Origin of the sequence: Pseudomonas sp. D8002 (assembly GCF_013385695.1) — a bacterium.
GTDB lineage: Bacteria > Pseudomonadota > Gammaproteobacteria > Pseudomonadales > Pseudomonadaceae > Aquipseudomonas.
This window is the reverse complement of record NZ_JACAPM010000072.1, coordinates 1-17,487: the sequence shown is the minus strand read 5'-3', so window position 1 is coordinate 17,487 and position 17,487 is coordinate 1. Positions and strand designations below refer to the sequence as shown.

Sequence of the window (17,487 nt, the reverse complement as noted above, 5' to 3'; positions counted from 1 at the left end):
GTTAAACCGGCAGGACGCCGGTTTAGCCGCGCCGGGCCATGGATGGCCCGTCGCGGCGGCCCGCGGAGCAATGCCGGAGTGAGGGAACGCCGAGCCTAGGCGAGGCGCCGACAGGCGGGGCAGAGCGCTTTGGTTACTTTGCCGCTTTTGCAAAGTGACTCGCTGTAAGAGCGAAACCATAAGCCGCCGTTACCCAAATAACGGATATGTACCCAGCCAGATCAAACCGACAAATACCGACTGATAGTCGCCTCATCCACCCGATCCCGAGTTTCCTCAATCACAAACCTCCCCTTCTCAATCACCAAAAACCGATCAGCAATTTCCAAGGTAAACGACAACACCTGCTCAGAAACAACAATCGTCAAATCTCGCAAATTGCGAATCTCCTTAAGCGTACGAGCAATGTCCTTGATGATCGAAGGCTGAATCCCCTCAGTCGGCTCATCGAGCAACAACACCTTGGGATTCGTCGCCAACGCCCGGGCAATCGCCAACTGCTGTTGCTGCCCCCCAGACAAATTCCCACCCTTGCGCGAACGCATGTCATACAGCACCGGAAACAGCGCATACAAATCCTCAGGCACCCTGCCCCGGGCCGCCGCCGGCAACCCAGTCTGAATATTCTCCAACACACTCATGCTGGGAAAAATCATCCGCCCCTGCGGCACATAGGCAATCCCCCGCTCCACCCGCTCATGGGTTTCAAGCGCAGACACATCATGCCCATCCACACTGACCTGCCCCTGCCACTGCGGCAAAATACCCATCAGGCTCTTGAACAACGTGGTCTTGCCCATCCCGTTGCGCCCCATCACCGCGACGATCTCACGCTTCGCCACATCCAGCTCCAGGTCGTGAAGAATCTGGCTCTGCCCGTACCCACACGACAGTTTGTCGATCTTGAACATGCCCGACTCCTCAGTGGCCCAAATACACTTCAATGACTTTCGGATTGCTCTGCACCGACTCCATGCTGCCCTCGGCCAGCACCTTGCCCTGATGCAACACCGTGACCTTGTGGGCAATGCTCTTGACGAACTCCATGTCATGCTCGATCACCAACACCGAGCGCCCCTGGCTGATGCGCTTGAGCAACTCGGCCGTTTGCGCCCGCTCGTTGACGCTCATCCCGGCCACCGGCTCGTCGAGCATCAGCAATTCAGGGTCTTGCATCAGCAGCATGCCAATCTCCAGCCACTGCTTTTGCCCGTGAGACAGCAGGTCCGCCTGCTGCTGCAACAAGTCGCCGAGGAAGATTTCCCGCGCCACCTCCTCGACCCGCGCAATCACCTGGGCATTACGCTTGAAAAACAGCGCGCCCCACACCTTGCGCCCAGCCGGATACGACATCTCGAGGTTTTCAAACACCGTGAGGTTTTCGTAGATCGATGGGTTCTGGAACTTGCGCCCTACCCCGGCGCGCACGATGTTGTATTCGCGCATTTTGGTCAGTTCCTGGCCGTCGAACTGGATGCTGCCACTGGTGGCGCGGGTCTTGCCGCAGATCAAATCCAGCACCGTGGTTTTGCCGGCACCGTTGGGCCCGATCACCACCCGCACTTCATTGCGGTCGATATACAGGTTGAGGTTGTCGACAGCCTTGAAGCCATCGAATGACACGGTGAGGCCTTCGATAGCCAACACCGGTTTCTTCATTTCAAAACCAACGGCGGTCATGGCTGTGTCTCCAGGATCTTGGCTTCAGCCTTGGGCTTGATCTTCGCGGGCTCGGCCTTGACCACCGGCTTGCGCCGCAACACCCGGGCCAGGGCCTGGCGACCATGGCTGTCCCACAACCCCGCCAGGCCGTTGGGGAAGTACATGACCACGGCGATAAACAACCCGCCCATCAGGTACAGCCACAGCTCGGGGAAGGATTCGGAAAAGTAGGTCTTGCCATAGTTCACCAGCAACGCGCCATACACCGCGCCCAGCAACGACATGCGCCCGCCCACCGCGGCAAAGATCACCATCTCGATGGACGGCACGATGCCCACGAACGACGGCGACATAAAGCCCACCTGCAAGGCAAACATCGCCCCGCCAATCGCCGAGAACGCCGCTGCCACGCAGAACACGAAAATCTTGAAGCTGGCCACGTCATACCCGGAAAACCGTACCCGCTCTTCCTTGTCACGCATGGCCATCAACAGCCGGCCCAGCTTCGAGGCGAGGATGAAACGGCCAATGAAAATGCAGCCGAACAACAGCCCGGCGTTGATGAAATACAGGATCATCTTCGCGCCGTCACCGCGCAGGTCCCAGCCCAGCAGGGTCTTGAGGTCAGTAATGCCATTGACACCACCGGTAAGGCCTTGCTGGCCGACGATCAGCACCGTGAGGATCAGCGCAATCGCCTGGGTGACGATGGAGAAATACACATCGCCCACCCGCCGCTTGAACAGCGCCATGCCAATGATGAACGCCAGCAGCACCGGCACCGCAATCACCGCGAACAAGGTAAACGTGAAGCTGTGGAACGGCTGCCACAGCCACGGCAATTCGGTGATCTGGTTCCAGTCCATGAAGTCCGGGATGCCCGGGGTGGACTGGATCTTGGTGCTGATCGGGTCCGAGGCCTCAAGCTTCAGGAACATCGCCATGCAGTAGCCGCCGACGCCGAAAAATACGCCCTGCCCGAGGCTGAGAATCCCGCCATAGCCCCAGCACAGCACCAGGCCCACCGCGACGAACGCGTAGGTCAGGTACTTGCCGACCATGTTCAGCCGGAAGGCGTCCAGGGTCAGCGGGAACACCACGAGGATCAACAGCGCCAACAGCACGATGCCGATCAGGTTTTGCTGGCCGCCCAGCAGTTTGTCTAGAGCCTTCATCGGTTCGCCTCTACTTGCGCACTTTGATGGAGAACAACCCTTGCGGGCGCAGCATCAGGATCAGGATCACCGACGACAGCGTCAGCACCTTGGCCATCGAGCCACTGAGGAAAAACTCCGACAGCGATTGGGTCTGGGCAATCACGAACGCCGAGGCAATGGTGCCGAACAGGCTTTGCGCGCCGCCGAATACGACGACCAGGAAGGTGTCGACGATGTACTGCGAACCGGCGGTCGGCCCGGTGGAGCCGATGGTGGTGAACGCCGCACCGGCCACGCCCGCCACGCCGCAGCCGAGGGCGAAGGTCATGCGGTCGACCTTGCGCGTGTTGATGCCCACCGCCCGGCTCATCAAGCGGTTCTGCACGGTGGCGCGCACCTGCAAGCCCCAGCGCGAACGGTAGAGCATGACGAAGATCGCCCCGGTCAGCAGCACGGTCAGGCCCATCATGAACAGGCCGTTGCGCGGGATTTCGATGGCGTCGCTGAGGTTCACCGAACCCATCAGCCAGGCCGGCGGTTCGGCGCTCACTTCACGGGCGCCGAACACCGAGCGGAAGGTTTGCTGCATCACCAGGGACAAACCCCAGGTGGCGAGCAAGGTGTCCAGTGGCCGCTTGTACAAGCGGCTGATCATCGCCCATTCCACCAGCCAGCCCACGGCGCCGGCGACGAGGAATGACAGGGCAATGGCAACGAAAAAGTAGTACGGCTGAAAGCTCGGCGCGAAATGCGCGGTAAGGCTGGAACAGACGTAGGTGGTGTAGGCGCCAATGGTCAGGAACTCACCGTGGGCCATGTTGATCACGCCCATCTGGCCGAAGATGATTGCCAGTCCCAATGCCATCAGCAACAGCACGCAGAACACGGACAAGCCGTTGAACCCCTGCATCGCCGCGATGGCTCCAAATTCCGATAGCCATTCCATGATGATGGTCTCCTGAGCGGGAGGTTGAAATGCAATCTGCTTCTGCTTTATGTGGGAGCTGGCTTGTGTGGGAGCGGGCTTGCTCGCGAATACGGTGTGTCAGTACCGGATGCACTCACTGATTCACCGCTTTCGCGAGCAAGCCCGCTCCCACACAAAACCAGTTCCCACATTCAGATCAGCGCCAGACCCGAGGTTATTGATAGCCTTTCGGAAACGGATTCGGCTCGATCAGATCCGACTCGTAGATCACCTTGAACTGCCCGTTTGGCTGCACTTCACCAATGCGCGACTTGCTCCACAGGTGATGGTTTTCGTGGATCTTCACGTAGCCTTCCGGCGCGTTTTTCAGCTCGATGCCAGGCGATGCGGCGACGACTTTATCCACGTCGAAACTACCGGCCTTCTCCACCGCCGCTTTCCACAACCATGGGCCGAGGTAGGCCGCCTGGGTCACGTCGCCAATCACTGCGTCCTTGCCGTACTTGGCCTTGAACGCTTCCACGAAGGCTTTGTTGTTCGGGTTGTCGAGGCTCTGGAAGTACTTCATCGAGGCATAGAAGCCGGCCATGTTTTCGCCGCCGATGCCCAGCAGTTCGTCTTCGGTCACCGACAGGGTCAACAGGGTTTGCTTGGACGCATTCACTCCCGCTGCGTTGAGCTGTTTGTAGAAGGCCACGTTGGAGCCGCCCACCACGGCCGCAAACACCACGTCAGGCTTTTTCAGCTTGACCTTGTTGATCAGCGAACCGAACTGCGTATTGCCCAGCGGGTAGTAGTCTTCGCCGACCACGGTGCCGTGCAGCACGTTTTCAATGTGCTTGCGCGCGATCTTCATCGAGGTGCGCGGCCAGATGTAGTCCGAGCCCACCAGATAGAAGGTTTTGGCGCCCTTGGTCTTGGCGATCCAGTCGAGGCTGGCAAGGATTTGCTGGGTCGCTTCCTGGCCGGTGTAGATCACGTTTTTCGACTGTTCCAGGCCTTCATAGAAGGTCGGGTAGTAGAGCAGGCCGTTTTCTTTCTCGAAGATCGGCAATACGGCTTTGCGTGAAGCGGAGGTCCAGCAGCCGAACACTGCGGCCACCTTGTCGTTCACCAGCAGTTTCTTGGCCTTTTCGGCGAAGGTCGGCCAGTCGGACGCGCCGTCTTCCTGGATCACCTTGATCTGCCGCCCGAGGATCCCGCCCGAGGCGTTGATCTGCTCGATGGCCAGGCGTTCGGCCTGGATCGAACCGGTTTCGGAAATCGCCATGGTGCCGGTGGCCGAGTGCAACTGGCCGACGGTGACTTCGGTCGGCGTCACCGCCAGGCCTTCGTTGTCGGCCATGACGCCATGGCTGAACAGACTCGCCGCCAGCAGTGATAAGGCCAACAACGGTTTGGAGCGGATCAATCGTGATTCCATGGGGCGACTCCTCTGCAATGAGGGGTTCAGCATGGCGGCAGGTGGCCACGGCGGGTATACGCAGCCTGACGTAACGGGGTACGTCATTTGACGTATGCCGTTGCGCACCATTTTCGAGCAGGATCCCGGCCGCCTTGGGAAAGGAAACCCCTGTGGCGAGGGAGCTTGCTCCCGTTGGGCTGCGCAGCAGCCCCAAAACCGGCGACCCGGTTCTGCCTGGAAAAATGAAGTGGTCTTGCTGGGCCTGCTTCGCAGTCCAACGGGAGCAAGCTCCCTCGCCACGAAGAGCGCACCCCGCAGGACTGGGGCACGAATATTGCTGCCATCTCCCCATCCTTGCAGGAGTTCCCCACCGTGCACCCCCTCCCCGGCACCCAGCGCATCGTCAAGATCCGCCGCGACTACAATTCCTGGGTCGCCGACGAGACCATGGAAGACTACGCCCTGCGCTACACCCCGAAGTCCTTCCGCAAATGGTCGGAACTGCGCATCGCCAACACCGCCTTGGGCGCGGTGTCGTTCCTGGCGCTGGAGGCCATCGGCGGCGTATTGGCCTTGAGCTACGGCTTTACCAACACCTTCTGGGCGATCCTCGCCATCAGCCTGGTGATCTTTCTCACCGGCCTGCCCATCAGCTACTACGCCGCCCGCTATGGCGTGGACATGGACCTGCTGACCCGCGGCGCGGGCTTCGGTTACATCGGCTCCACCATCACCTCGCTGATCTACGCCAGTTTCACCTTCCTGTTCTTCGCCCTGGAAGCGGCGATCATGGCCCTTGCCCTGGAGTTGTATTTCCATATCCCGCTGGCCATCGCCTATGTCATCTGTTCAGTGCTGGTGATCCCGCTGGTGGCCTACGGCGTAACGCTGATCAGCCGCCTGCAACTGTGGACGCAACCGTTGTGGCTGGTGCTGCTGGTGCTGCCCTATGGCTTCGTGTTGTGGAAGAACCCCGAGGCCTTCAGCGACTGGACCAGCTTTGTCGGCCGCAGCAGCGACGGTGGCGACTTCAATCTGCTGTCGTTCTGCGCCGCCTGCACCGTGGCGCTGTCGCTGGTCACGCAGATCGGCGAACAGGTGGACTACCTGCGCTTCCTTCCGGAAAAAACCAGCGCCAACCGCAAGCGCTGGTGGGCCGCGCTGTTATGCGCCGGGCCCGGCTGGATCGTGCCGGGGGCGTTGAAAATGTTCGCCGGGGCGTTCCTGGCGTTCCTCGCCCTGCAACATGAAATCCCCATGGAGCGCGCCGCCGAGCCAACCCAGATGTACCTCGTCGCGTTCGGCTATGTGTTCTCCTCTCCCGAATGGGCGCTGGGGGCGATGGTGCTGTTCGTGTTCATCTCGCAGATGAAGATCAACCTGACCAACGCCTACGCCGGCTCCCTGGCCTGGTCGAACTTCTTTGCCCGCGTGACCCACAGCCACCCCGGCCGCGTGGTGTGGCTGGTGTTCAACGTCGCCATTGCGCTGATGCTGATGGAGCTCGGCGTGTTCGATGTGATCGAGCAGGTGCTGGGGCTCTACGCGAATATCGCGATTGCCTGGATCGGCACGCTGGTAGCGGACCTGGTAATCAACAAGCCCCTGGGCCTGTCGCCCAAACACATCGAATTCAAGCGTGCGCACCTCTACGACATCAACCCGGTGGGCGTCGGCTCGATGCTGATTGCCTCGCTGCTGTCGATCCTCGCCCACTTCGGCCTGTTCGGCGCCCTGGCCCAGGCCGCGCCACCGTTTGTCGCGCTGGGCACCGCGTTAATCATGGCGCCGCTATTGGCGTGGCTGACCAAGGGCCGCTACTACATTGCGCGCAGCAGCGAGGCGCAATTGATTCACCCGCAACCCGGCACCGGCCTGGTGATCTGCGGGCTGTGCAGCAACCCGTTCGAGACCGCCGACATGGCGTTCTGCCCGGCCTACAGCACGCCGATCTGCTCGCTCTGTTGCTCACTGGATGCGCGTTGCGGCGACCGTTGCAAACCCCACGCGCGCCTGGCCAGCCAGTTCGAAGGGGTGTTGCGCTGGTTGTTGCCGACCACGCTGGTACCGCGCCTGCATACCCGGCTGGCGCATTACCTCGGATTGTTGATGGCGCTGGTGCTGATGCTCGCCGGGGCCCTGGCGCTGATCTACATGCAGGCGGCCCAGGGTTTGCCCCATTCGCAAACCTTGTACCAGGCGTTTTTCAAGGCGTTCCTCACGCTCTCGGTGCTGGCCGCCGTACTCGCCTGGTGGGTAGTACTCACCCGCGAAAGCCGGCGGGTGGCCCAGGAAGAATCCGACCGGCAAACCTCGCTGCTGATGCAGGAGATCGCCGCCCACAGCCTCACCGACCAAGCCCTGCAACAGGCCAAGGAAGCCTCGGAAGCAGCGAACGCGGCCAAGAGTCGCTACGTCACCGGGCTGTCCCACGAGCTGCGCACGCCGCTCAACAGCATCCTCGGCTTCACCCAGATCCTGCAGCGCGACAGTGCCATGCCCGAACAGCATCAGGACGCCCTGGCGACCATCCTGCGCAGCGGCTCGCACCTGCTGTCGCTGATCGACGGCCTGCTGGACGTGGCGAAGATCGAGGCCGGCAAGCTGCGCCTGGAACTCACTGAAATCCCCTTCCCGGAACTGATCCACGACCTGGAGCAAATGTTCACCCCCCAGGCCGAAGACAAGGGCCTGCGCTTTCGCCTGGACTGCGTGGGCAAGATCCCCGCCGTAGTGCGCGGCGATGAAAAACGCGTGCGGCAGATCCTGATCAACCTGCTGGGCAACGCGATCAACTTTACCGACAGCGGCGAGGTGCGCCTGCGGGTCAGCTACATGCGCGAGACCGCCAACTTCGAAATCATCGACACCGGCATCGGGATTGACCCCGAACAGATCGAGCGGATTTTCCAGCCGTTCGAACGCGGCGACCTGATGCGCCAGGACAAGGGCGTGGGTCTGGGCCTGACCATCACACGCATGCTGACCTCGTTGATGGGCGGCGAATTGCGGGTGGTCAGCGAGCTGGACAAGGGCACCTGCTTCCAGGTACGGCTGTTCCTGTCCCAGGTCCGCGTGCCGCAAGCGGTGGTGCATGTGGAGCACGACATCATCGGCTACCACGGCGAACGACGGCGCATCCTGGTGGTGGATGACCACGTGGACCATCGCAAGGTGCTCAGCGGCATGCTCACGCCCCTGGGCTTCGAGGTGTCCCAGGCCAGCAACGGCCAGGAGGCGATCCGCCAGGTAGCGCTGCTGTCGCCGGACCTGATCCTGATGGACCTCTCGATGCCGACCATGGACGGCTGGGCCACCAGCCGGATGATCCGGCGTAATGCGCTGTCTGCCGCGCCGATTATCATCATCTCCGCCAACGCCTTCACTGACGACCGCGAACGCAGCATCGCCGGCGCCTGCAACGACTACCTGGCCAAGCCGGTGCGTACCCCTGAACTGCTCGGACGCCTGCAACTGCACCTGGACTTGCAATGGCTGCGCCGTCGCACACCGCTCGCCGCGCCGGTCGCGACCCAAGGCGCGCTACCCAGCGCAGAAGAACTCGCGGTGCTCGCCGAACTGAGCGCCATTGGCTATGTGCGTGGTTTGCATGAAAAGCTCGACGCCATCGTGCTGGACAGCCCAGGTACCGCACCGTTCATCAATAAGCTCCGGGCCTTGCTGAAAAGCTTTCGCCTGGAAGAACTCAACCGAATCCTGAAGGAGGCCGAAGATGAATGCCTTGACCCACAGCGCTGAGCCCGGCGTGGTGCTGATTGTCGACGACACCCCGGACAACCTGGCCATGCTCTCCGACGCCCTGGACGACGCCGGCTACATGGTGCTGGTGGCGCTGGACGGCCTCAGCGCGCTGAACCGCGTGCAACGCCGGCGCCCGGATTTGATCCTGCTGGACGCGGTGATGCCCGGCCTGGACGGCTTTGAAACCTGCCGCCGGCTCAAGGCACAACCGGCCAGCGCGGATATTCCGGTGGTGTTCATGACCGGGCTGACCGACAGCAAGCATGTGGTGCAGGGGTTCGAGGTGGGCGGCAGCGATTACGTGACCAAGCCGATCCAGACCGATGAAGTGCTGGCGCGGGTGGCGGCGCATTTGCGTACGTCGCGGATTTTGCTGTCGGCGCGGGCGGCGACACAGCCGAGCGTGATCACCCTGGAGGATGAGCCGGCGCACAAGCTATTGTCGGCGCGGTTTCAACTGACGGAGCGGGAGGTGGAAGTGCTGCGTTGGGTGGCGTGTGGCAAGACCAATCGGGATATTGGCGACATTCTTGGGTTGAGTCCGAGGACGGTGAACAAGCATCTGGAGCATGTGTATGTGAAGCTGGGAGTGGAGACGCGCACGGCGGCGACTTCGGTGGCGATGGCGGCGATGAGTCCAATCCGGATCCCACAGATGGCCACGGTCTAAAATGTGGGAGCGGGCTTGCTCGCGAATGCGGTGTGTCAGTCACCAAATTTTTTACTGATACACCGCATTCGCGAGCAAGCCCGCTCCCACATTTGATCTGTGTCGTTACTGGTATTACCTACCCACCGAAGATCTGCGAAGGCCGGCGCAACGTCGGATCAAACGGGTTGATCTTCGGCCCGATCGCCGCCGCCTCGCGCTTCAACAACTCCACCACCGTCGGCAACCGCCCCGGCCCCAGGCGGTCGCTGATGGTCGCCACACTCAACGCCGCCACCGCATGCCCATTGCGATCCAGGATCGGCACCGCCAACCCGGCCATGCCTTCCAGCACCCCGGTGTTTCGCGCCGCATACCCCAACCGCCGCACACTCTCCACCTCCGAACGCAAAAACACCTCGTCGTACAGGTGAAAATCCTTGAGCCGCGGCAAGTTGTAGCGGATCACCGTCTCGCGCTCTTCCTCCGGCAAAAACGCCAAAATCGCCAGGCTACCCTGCCCCACGCCCAGCGCCACGCGGCCGCCGATATCACCGGTAAAGGTACGGATCGGATACGGCCCTTCACTGCGGTCCAGGCAGATCGCATCAAACCCGCTGCGCGCCAGCAGGAACAATGAATCCCCCAACGACGCACTGAGGCGCAACATGCTCGGCCGCACCAGGTCCCGCAGGTTGCCGGTGTTGCCCGCATTCGCCGCCAGGGCAAAGAACTCCAGGCTCAGCCGATAGCGCTTGCTGCGCGCATCCTGCTCCACCATGCCCTCGTCCATCAGGCTGCGCAGCAGTCGGTGGGTGGTGGGTTGCGACAGCCCCACCTGCTGCGCCAGTTGCGTCACCCGTTCACCACCGTCCGGCGCCGCGCCGAGGATGCGCAGTAATGCAAACAACCGGGAGACGCCACCGGCGCCGACTTCCTTGACACTTTCATTCCGCTCAGTGGAATCCATAAGCCGATATCTCACACTAAATTCTGGTCAGTGAATGAAACTGAAAAAAGTACTCTATCCAGTGAAATTCCATCTTCCGCCATCCTAGTCTTTCGCCCTAATCTGCGTCCACAGGGGCGAAATGAACAACTAACGGCAGCCGACTCAAGATCGAGCGCCAACGCACCCGCAACACCCTTTTCGCATCTGCCCAAAACAAAAAAGCGCGTTTCGACGCGACTCAAAAAGGTGGAACGCAGACATGGCTTTTCTCCAACTCAACGCCTTGAGCAAACGCTACGGCGCCGTCGACGCGGTGGTCGCCACTGATCTTGCGGTGGAAAAAGGCGAATTCGTGTCCCTGCTCGGCCCCTCGGGCTGCGGCAAGACCACCACCTTGCAAATGATCGCCGGCTTCGTCGACGTCACCGGTGGCCAGATCGTCCTCGACGGTCGCGACATCACCCATGCCAAACCCGCCAGCCGCGGCCTCGGCGTGGTGTTCCAGAGCTACGCGCTGTTCCCCCACATGAGCGTGCGCGACAACGTCGCCTTCGGCCTGAAGATGCGCAAGGTGCCTGCCACTGAGATCGCAAGCAGAGTCAAGACCGTGCTGGAACTGGTGCGCCTGGCGCCACACGCCGAGCGCTACCCGCGGGAACTGTCCGGCGGCCAGCGCCAGCGCGTGGCCCTGGCCCGCGCCCTGGTGATCGAGCCGCCGGTGTTGCTGCTGGACGAGCCCCTCTCCAACCTCGACGCCAACCTGCGCGAAGAGATGCAGTTCGAGATCCGTCGCATCCAGTGTGAAGTCGGGATCACCACCCTGATGGTCACCCACGACCAGGCCGAGGCGCTGTCCATCAGCGACCGGGTAGTAGTGATGCAGGCCGGGCGCGTGACGCAGATCGACGCGCCGTACAAACTCTATGAACACCCGCGCACACGCTTCATCTCGGATTTTGTCGGCAAGGCCAACCTGCTGGCGGGCGACTTCGATCAACTCGGCGCGCCGCAAGTGCGCTTCGAGCCCGGCAACGGCGAACTGACCCTGAGCCTGCGCCCGGAAAAAATCGACCTGGTGGCCGCCGGCTCGGGTCGCCTGCAAGGCAGGATCCTCGACAGCTACTTCTTCGGCAGCCAATGGCTGTATCGCATCAAGACCGAGATCGGCGAGCTGACCGTGGTCCGCCGCAATGACGGCAGCGCGCCATTGGCTTGCGGCGCTGCAGTGGGCCTGGACTGGGAGTCGAACCTGTTGCGGGTGCTGGCAGCGGATGAGGTGCGCGCATGAGCCGTGGCTACCTGTTGTCGTTGCCGGCGCTGGTGTTGTTTTTCGGGCTGCTGATCCTGCCCCTGGGCCTGACACTGGTGCTGTCGTTCAACGTGTTCGACTATCAGGTGGGGGTGAAGGCCGATGAGTGGACCTTCGCCCACTACCTGTCGCTGTTCAGCGATTCGTACTTCTACGAAATCTTCTGGCGCACCTTCTGGATCAGTGCCCTGGTGACCTTGCTCTGCGTGGTGATCGGCGTGCCCGAGGCCTACATCCTCAGCCGCATGGGCACGCCATGGCGCTCGATCTTCCTGATCCTGATCCTCACCCCGCTGCTGATTTCGGTGGTGGTGCGGGCCTTCGGCTGGAGCCTGCTGCTGGGTGCCGATGGCCTGGTGAACCAGGTGATCCAGGCCCTGGGCGGCACGCCGGTGAAGCTGCTGTACACCTCGTTCGCCGTGATCATCGCACTGGTGCACGTGATGCTGCCGTTCATGATCATCCCGGTGTGGACCTCCCTGCAGAAGCTCGACCCGTCGGCGGAACAGGCGGCGCTGTCCCTGGGTGCCAGCCAGGCCACGGTGATGCGCAAGATCGTGTTGCCGCAGGTGATGCCCGGCGTGCTGTCCGGCACCCTGATCGTGTTCGGCCTGGCTGCCAGCTCCTTCGCGATCCCCGGCCTGCTGGGCGGACGCCGCCTGAAGATGGTCGCCACGGTGGTCTACGACCAATACCTCTCGGAACTCAACTGGCCCATGGGCGCGACCATCGCGGTGGTGCTTCTGTTGGTCAACTTGCTGATCATGCTGAGCTGGAACCGCATGGTCGAAGGCCGCTACAAAAAGTCCCTGGGAGTATAAGACGATGTCCAGAAACGGTCCTTTGGCCCTGGGCTTTCACGGCCTGGTGGTGCTGTTCATGATGGCGCCGCTGGTGGTGGTGTGCCTGGTGGCCTTCACCCCGGAAAATACCTTGAGCCTGCCGACGTCGGGCTTCTCCCTGCGCTGGTTTCATGCCGTGTTCGAACGTGCCGACTTTATCCAGGCGTTCTACAACAGCCTGCTCCTGGCCTTCGTGGCCGCCAGCTTGGCGACCTTGATTGCGGTGCCGGCGGCCCTGGCAATCAGTCGCTACCAGTTCCCCGGCCGCAACTTCTTCAGTGCGCTGTTCCTCTCGCCGATCATCATCCCGCACCTGGTGCTGGGGGTGGCGATGCTGCGGCTGTTCGCAATGATGGGCGTCAACGGCAGCTTCACCTGGCTGATGCTGGCCCACGTGGTGATCATCACCCCTTACGTGTTGCGCCTGGTATTGGCCGCCGCCATCGGCATTGACCGCAGCGCCGAGCAGGCTGCCGAATCCCTCGGCGCCAGCCGCTTCACTCTGTTTCGCCAGATCACCTTGCCGATGATTCTGCCCGGCGTGGCCGGCGGCTGGTTGCTGGCGTTCATCAACAGTTTCGATGAAGTGACCCTGTCGATCTTTGTCAGCTCGCCGGCCACCCAGACCTTGCCGGTGCGCATGTACGTGTACGCCACCGAATCCATCGACCCGATGATGGCGGCCGTGTCGGCGCTGGTGATCGGGTTGACGGCGGCGGCAATGATTCTGCTGGACCGGGTCTACGGCCTGGATCGCGTGTTGGTAGGGAAACATTGATGGCACTGTTCAAACGACTGGCGGAAACCGAGCGGCCCAGCCTGGCGTTCACCCTCGATGGACAGCCTGCCACGGGCCTGCTTGGGGACACCTTGCTGACTGCCGTACTGACCTGCGCCGAGCACCTGCGGGGCAGTGATTTCAGCGCCGAACGCCGCGCCGGTTTCTGCTTGATGGGGGCCTGCCAGGATTGCTGGGTACGCCTGGAAGATGGTCGGCGAGTGCGCGCCTGTTCGACCTTGCTGGAAGACGGCCAGGCGATTCGCCGTGACCCGGGGCGCCAGGCATGAAGAGCGCGGTGATAGTGGGCGCAGGCCCGGCGGGCATTACCGCAGCCCGGACCTTGCTGGACCATGGCGTAACCCCGGTGTTGGTGGACGAGAGCCTGCGCGGTGGCGGCCAGATCTATCGGCGCCAGCCGGCGAACTTCCAGCGCTCGGCCAAGCAGCTGTATGGGTTTGAAGCGGGCAAGGCGACAGCGCTGCATCGCACCATGGATGAGCTGGCCACCCGGATCGACTACCGGCCGGAAACCCTGGTGTGGAATGCGGAAAATGGCCGCCTGGACATGCTCAACAACGGCCACGCCGAAAGCATCGAATACACGCAGATCATCGTCGCCACGGGCGCCACCGACCGCATCCTGCCCGTGCCGGGCTGGACGCTGCCCGGTGTGTACAGCCTGGGCGCGGCGCAAATCGCGCTGAAGTATCAAGGCTGCGCCATCGGTGAGCGCGTCGCGTTTTGCGGCAGCGGGCCGTTGCTGTACCTGGTGGCGTATCAGTACGCCAAGGCCGGGGCCAAGGTGGTGGCGGTGCTCGACAGCGCGCCGTTCAGCGCCCAATGCCGCGCCTTGCCGGCATTGCTCGGCCAGCCGGCGACCCTGGCCAAGGGTTTGTACTACCGCGCCTGGCTCACGGCCCACGGCATCCAGGTGCACCAGGGGGCAACGTTGTCGCACATCAACGGCGAGCAACGAGTGACGGGCATCCACTGGGACCAGCAGGAAATCGCCTGTGATGCCGTGGCCTTCGCCCATGCCCTGCGCAGCGAGACCCAACTGGCGGATTTACTTGGGTGTGAATTTGCCTGGAATGCATTGAACCGCGCCTGGTTGCCGCAGCGAGATGCGGCCGGGCGTAGCAGTGTCGCGGGGGTGTATCTGGCTGGCGACGGTGCAGGAATCATGGGCGCCGATGCGGCGCAAATGGCCGGCGAGCGAGCGGCATTGGCCTTGCTCGAAGACAGCGGTGTTGCCATCGACCACCGTCGCGGGCCCGTGCTGGAACAACAACTGGCAGGTATCCAGCGCTTTCGCCACGGCCTGGAAACCGCCTTCCCCTTCCCGGAAAACTGGGCCGCTGAAGCTCCGGACGAACTGATCCTGTGCCGCTGTGAAGAAGTCAGCGTCGGCGAAGTACGCGCGGTGGTGGATGAAGGCCACTGGGAAGTGAACCGGGTCAAGGCCCATTGCCGGGTTGGCATGGGCCGCTGCCAGGGCCGGATGTGCGGGCTGGCGGTGGCGGAAATCGTTGCCCAGCGCAGTGGCCGCGAGATTGAAAACGTTGGCCGCCTGCGTGGCCAGGCACCGATCAAACCCTTGCCGTTTGGCGTGGAGGTGCAGCCATGATCGACAGTGAAGTGATCGTGTTGGGTGGCGGGATTGTCGGGGCCTCGGCGGCTTTGATGCTGGCGCAGAAAGGTCGGCGCGTGGTGCTGTTGGAGCGGGACTTTTGTGGCTCGCACTCCAGCGGAGTGAACTATGGCGGCGTGCGGCGCCAGGGGCGGCCATTGCACCAACTGCCGCTATCGCAGCGTGCCCATGAGCTATGGTCCGACTTGCCGGGGCTGATTGGCATCGACGGGGAATACGTGCGCTCCGGGCATTTGAAACTGGCCCGCAGTCATGACGATCTGGCGGCTCTGCAGGCTTACGCCGACGCTACACGTGGCTTTGGCCTGGGCCTGCAAATGCTCGACCACGCTCAACTGCGCGCCCGGTTCCCGTGGGTGGGTGATGTGGCAGTCGGCGCGTCGTTATGCCCCGAAGACGGCCACGCCAATCCGCGCCTGGTCTCCCCCGCCTTTGCCCGCGCAGCGCAACGCCACGGTGCTCGGGTGATGGAGCAAACCGAAGTCACCCATCTTGAACATGACGGCCAGCGGTTTCAGTTGCGCTGTGCCAATGGGCTGCAGCTGCAAGCCCCCTGGCTGCTGAACTGCGCCGGCGCCTGGGCCGGCACCGTGGCCGCGCATTTTGGCGAGCCGGTGCCGATGACCTCGGCGCACCCGGCGATGCTGGTGACCGAGCCGTTGCCGGTGGTGATGGACGTGAGCACCGGGGTGGAAGGCGGCGGGATTTATGCGCGGCAAGTCGCCCGGGGCAATTGCATCCTCGGTGGCGGGCGCGGCTTTGCCCTGGGCCCGCAACAAGCCCGCCCGGGCCAGGCGGCGGTGCTGGAGATTCTGCGCAATGCCGGCGAGTTGTACCCGTTCCTCAAGGGCGCCCAGGCGATCCGTACCTGGAGCGGCACCGAAGGTTATCTGCCCGACCACGAACCGGTGATCGGCGACAGCAGCACCCAACCCGGCCTGCTCCACGGTTTCGGCTTTGCCGGCGCCGGGTTCCAGCTCGGCCCTGCGGTCGGTGAAGCCCTGGCAGAGATCGTCTGCACGGGGGCCAGCCGGCAGCCCATCGAAGCATTTTCCATCCGTCGTTTCCAAGCCTGAGAGGAAGATTCATGCACATGATCAAACGTACTGCGCTGTCTTGCCTGTCCCTCGCCCTGTTGAGCACGGCGGCCCACGCCGCACCGACGCTGTACCTGGGCATGAACGGCGGCACCATGGAACGGGTCTACGCCGACAAGGTGCTGCCCGCGTTCGAAAAGGCCAACAACGTCAAGGTGGTGATCGTGCCGGGCACCTCGTCGGACATCCTGGCCAAGGTGCAGGCCAACAAGGACAACCCGCAGATGCACGTGATGTTCCTCGACGACGGCATCATGTACCGCGCGATTTCCATGGGGTTGTGCGAGAAGCTCACGCCCAATCCGACCCTGGATCAGATTCCGGCCAAGGCGAAGATCAAGGAAGAAGCGGTTGCGGTGACGCTCGGGGTGACCGGGTTGGGTTACAACGCCAAGATGTTCAAGGAAAAGGGCTGGGCGCCGCCGACGTCGTGGATGGACCTGGCCGACCCGCGCTTCAAGGACAAGGTGGTGTTTCAGTCGTTGGCCTCGTCCACATTTGGGTTGCACGGGTTCCTCATGTTCAACCGGATTCAGGGGGGCAGCGAGACCAACGTGGAGCCGGGGTTCAAGGCCTGGCCGAAAACGGTTGGGCCGAATGTGCTGGAGTACATCGCCAGCTCGGCGAAGATTTCCGAGATGGTGCAGACGGATGAGGCGGCGATCTTTCCGCTGACGCCGACGCAGGTGACCACGCAGCAGTTGTTGGGTGTGCCGATGGAGTATGCGCAGCCGAAGGAAGGCGCGGTGGTGTTGAACGTGGCGGAGTGTGTGATTGCGCGGAATGACCAGCCGGAGTTGGCGCAGAAACTGGCGCAGTTCTTGTTGACCGCAGAGGCTCAGGCGCCGGCTTTGGAACTGGGGGATCAGATTCCTTCGAATCCTACGACGCCGACTACCGACAAAACCCGGGCGCGGGTGGAGGCGATGAACAGTTATTTGCAGACGGCGATTTCGATTGACTGGGACCAGGTGAACCAGGCACGGCCCGAGTGGAATGCGCGGTGGAGTCGGTCGATTGAGCGGTAGGCTTTGGGGGTGAATATCCGTTATTTGGGTGATGGCTTATATTGGTTCCGCTCTTACAGCGGCTCACTTTTGAACAGCGCAAAAGTAAGCAAAACGCTCTTGCCCCACCACTCGGCTCCTCGCTTAGGCTCGGAGTGCCCTCACTCCGGCTTTGGACCGTGGGCCGCCGTCATGGGCCATCCTTGGCCCAGGACGGCTAACCCGGCGTCCTGCCGGGTTACCCACGCTCCAAAGCCTGCGTTCGGCCAGCGTGGTTTAACGGGG

At 62.5% G+C, this 17,487-nt stretch carries 15 protein-coding genes; 9 read left to right on the top strand and 6 right to left on the bottom strand.

The features are described 5' to 3' along the window. Positions 1–221 precede the first annotated feature (221 nt). From urtE to urtA, 5 genes are all read right to left on the bottom strand, one after another. Positions 222–911 carry an urea ABC transporter ATP-binding subunit UrtE gene (gene urtE / locus HX807_RS31135; RefSeq protein ID WP_008430563.1) on the bottom strand — a complete coding sequence of 230 codons (690 nt, stop codon included), beginning with the start codon at positions 909–911 and terminating at the stop codon, positions 222–224. Between the two features lie 10 nt (positions 912–921). Then, positions 922–1,680 carry an urea ABC transporter ATP-binding protein UrtD gene (urtD, locus tag HX807_RS31130; protein ID WP_003218258.1) on the bottom strand — a complete coding sequence of 253 codons (759 nt, stop codon included), beginning with the start codon at positions 1,678–1,680 and terminating at the stop codon, positions 922–924. Then, positions 1,677–2,837 carry an urea ABC transporter permease subunit UrtC gene (gene urtC / locus HX807_RS31125; protein WP_003218260.1) on the bottom strand — a complete coding sequence of 387 codons (1,161 nt, stop codon included), beginning with the start codon at positions 2,835–2,837 and terminating at the stop codon, positions 1,677–1,679. Before urtC ends, urtD begins: the two co-directional genes overlap by 4 nt. A 10-nt stretch (positions 2,838–2,847) precedes the next feature. Then, positions 2,848–3,765: an urea ABC transporter permease subunit UrtB gene (gene urtB, locus HX807_RS31120; protein ID WP_177010127.1), complete on the bottom strand. Its 918-nt coding sequence runs from the start codon at positions 3,763–3,765 to the stop codon at positions 2,848–2,850. Between the two features lie 196 nt (positions 3,766–3,961). After that, positions 3,962–5,170 carry an urea ABC transporter substrate-binding protein gene (urtA, locus tag HX807_RS31115; protein WP_003218263.1) on the bottom strand — a complete coding sequence of 403 codons (1,209 nt, stop codon included), beginning with the start codon at positions 5,168–5,170 and terminating at the stop codon, positions 3,962–3,964. A gap of 354 nt (positions 5,171–5,524) precedes the next feature. Here urtA and HX807_RS31110 point away from each other — a divergent pair, with 354 nt between their 5' ends. Both HX807_RS31110 and HX807_RS31105 read left to right on the top strand, forming a co-directional pair. Further along, positions 5,525–8,911: an ATP-binding protein gene (locus tag HX807_RS31110; RefSeq protein WP_177052154.1), complete on the top strand. Its 3,387-nt coding sequence runs from the start codon at positions 5,525–5,527 to the stop codon at positions 8,909–8,911. After that, entirely contained in the window at positions 8,886–9,584 is a 699-nt protein-coding gene (locus HX807_RS31105; RefSeq protein WP_177035854.1) for a response regulator, read from the top strand. Before HX807_RS31110 ends, HX807_RS31105 begins: the two co-directional genes overlap by 26 nt. 118 nt (positions 9,585–9,702) lie before the next feature. Here the strand turns inward: HX807_RS31105 and HX807_RS31100 are convergent, their stop codons facing one another. Then, positions 9,703–10,533: an IclR family transcriptional regulator gene (locus tag HX807_RS31100; RefSeq protein WP_003218269.1), complete on the bottom strand. Its 831-nt coding sequence runs from the start codon at positions 10,531–10,533 to the stop codon at positions 9,703–9,705. Between the two features lie 241 nt (positions 10,534–10,774). Here HX807_RS31100 and HX807_RS31095 point away from each other — a divergent pair, with 241 nt between their 5' ends. The 7 genes from HX807_RS31095 to HX807_RS31065 are packed head-to-tail and all read left to right on the top strand — an operon-like array spanning position 10,775 to position 17,223. Beyond that, positions 10,775–11,803, top strand: coding sequence for an ABC transporter ATP-binding protein (locus HX807_RS31095; protein WP_177052152.1), 1,029 nt, complete (start codon positions 10,775–10,777; stop codon positions 11,801–11,803). Beyond that, the gene (locus HX807_RS31090) at positions 11,800–12,645 is read left to right on the top strand and encodes an ABC transporter permease (RefSeq protein WP_008430555.1); all 846 of its coding nucleotides are present in this window, start codon (positions 11,800–11,802) and stop codon (positions 12,643–12,645) included. Before HX807_RS31095 ends, HX807_RS31090 begins: the two co-directional genes overlap by 4 nt. Positions 12,646–12,649: 4 nt before the next feature. Further along, complete coding sequence (locus HX807_RS31085) at positions 12,650–13,444, top strand: ABC transporter permease (RefSeq protein ID WP_177052150.1); 795 nt, start codon at positions 12,650–12,652, stop codon at positions 13,442–13,444. Then, the gene (locus HX807_RS31080; RefSeq protein ID WP_003218277.1) at positions 13,444–13,734 is read left to right on the top strand and encodes a (2Fe-2S)-binding protein; all 291 of its coding nucleotides are present in this window, start codon (positions 13,444–13,446) and stop codon (positions 13,732–13,734) included. The genes HX807_RS31085 and HX807_RS31080 overlap by 1 nt, the downstream gene beginning before the upstream one ends. Then, on the top strand, positions 13,731–15,074 hold the full coding sequence (locus HX807_RS31075) for an NAD(P)/FAD-dependent oxidoreductase (RefSeq protein WP_177052148.1): 1,344 nt from the start codon (positions 13,731–13,733) through the stop codon (positions 15,072–15,074). Before HX807_RS31080 ends, HX807_RS31075 begins: the two co-directional genes overlap by 4 nt. Beyond that, the gene (locus HX807_RS31070) at positions 15,071–16,174 is read left to right on the top strand and encodes an FAD-binding oxidoreductase (RefSeq protein ID WP_008430551.1); all 1,104 of its coding nucleotides are present in this window, start codon (positions 15,071–15,073) and stop codon (positions 16,172–16,174) included. Before HX807_RS31075 ends, HX807_RS31070 begins: the two co-directional genes overlap by 4 nt. 17 nt (positions 16,175–16,191) lie before the next feature. Next, positions 16,192–17,223: an ABC transporter substrate-binding protein gene (locus HX807_RS31065; RefSeq protein ID WP_003218283.1), complete on the top strand. Its 1,032-nt coding sequence runs from the start codon at positions 16,192–16,194 to the stop codon at positions 17,221–17,223. The last annotated feature ends 264 nt before the right edge of the window (positions 17,224–17,487 follow it).

Excerpts from the sequence above, each read along its gene's own strand:
- urtC (WP_003218260.1), bottom strand. The coding sequence starts at position 2,837 with ATGAAGGCTCTAGACAAACTGCTGGGCGGCCAGCAAAACCTGATCGGC.
- urtE (WP_008430563.1), bottom strand. The coding sequence starts at position 911 with ATGTTCAAGATCGACAAACTGTCGTGTGGGTACGGGCAGAGCCAGATT.
- HX807_RS31100 (WP_003218269.1), bottom strand. The coding sequence starts at position 10,533 with ATGGATTCCACTGAGCGGAATGAAAGTGTCAAGGAAGTCGGCGCCGGT.
- HX807_RS31075 (WP_177052148.1), top strand. The coding sequence starts at position 13,731 with ATGAAGAGCGCGGTGATAGTGGGCGCAGGCCCGGCGGGCATTACCGCA.
- HX807_RS31070 (WP_008430551.1), top strand. The coding sequence starts at position 15,071 with ATGATCGACAGTGAAGTGATCGTGTTGGGTGGCGGGATTGTCGGGGCC.
- HX807_RS31065 (WP_003218283.1), top strand. The coding sequence starts at position 16,192 with ATGATCAAACGTACTGCGCTGTCTTGCCTGTCCCTCGCCCTGTTGAGC.
- HX807_RS31090 (WP_008430555.1), top strand. The coding sequence starts at position 11,800 with ATGAGCCGTGGCTACCTGTTGTCGTTGCCGGCGCTGGTGTTGTTTTTC.
- HX807_RS31095 (WP_177052152.1), top strand. The coding sequence starts at position 10,775 with ATGGCTTTTCTCCAACTCAACGCCTTGAGCAAACGCTACGGCGCCGTC.
- HX807_RS31085 (WP_177052150.1), top strand. The coding sequence starts at position 12,650 with ATGTCCAGAAACGGTCCTTTGGCCCTGGGCTTTCACGGCCTGGTGGTG.
- urtB (WP_177010127.1), bottom strand. The coding sequence starts at position 3,765 with ATGGAATGGCTATCGGAATTTGGAGCCATCGCGGCGATGCAGGGGTTC.
- urtA (WP_003218263.1), bottom strand. The coding sequence starts at position 5,170 with ATGGAATCACGATTGATCCGCTCCAAACCGTTGTTGGCCTTATCACTG.
- HX807_RS31080 (WP_003218277.1), top strand. The coding sequence starts at position 13,444 with ATGGCACTGTTCAAACGACTGGCGGAAACCGAGCGGCCCAGCCTGGCG.
- urtD (WP_003218258.1), bottom strand. The coding sequence starts at position 1,680 with ATGACCGCCGTTGGTTTTGAAATGAAGAAACCGGTGTTGGCTATCGAA.
- HX807_RS31105 (WP_177035854.1), top strand. The coding sequence starts at position 8,886 with ATGAATGCCTTGACCCACAGCGCTGAGCCCGGCGTGGTGCTGATTGTC.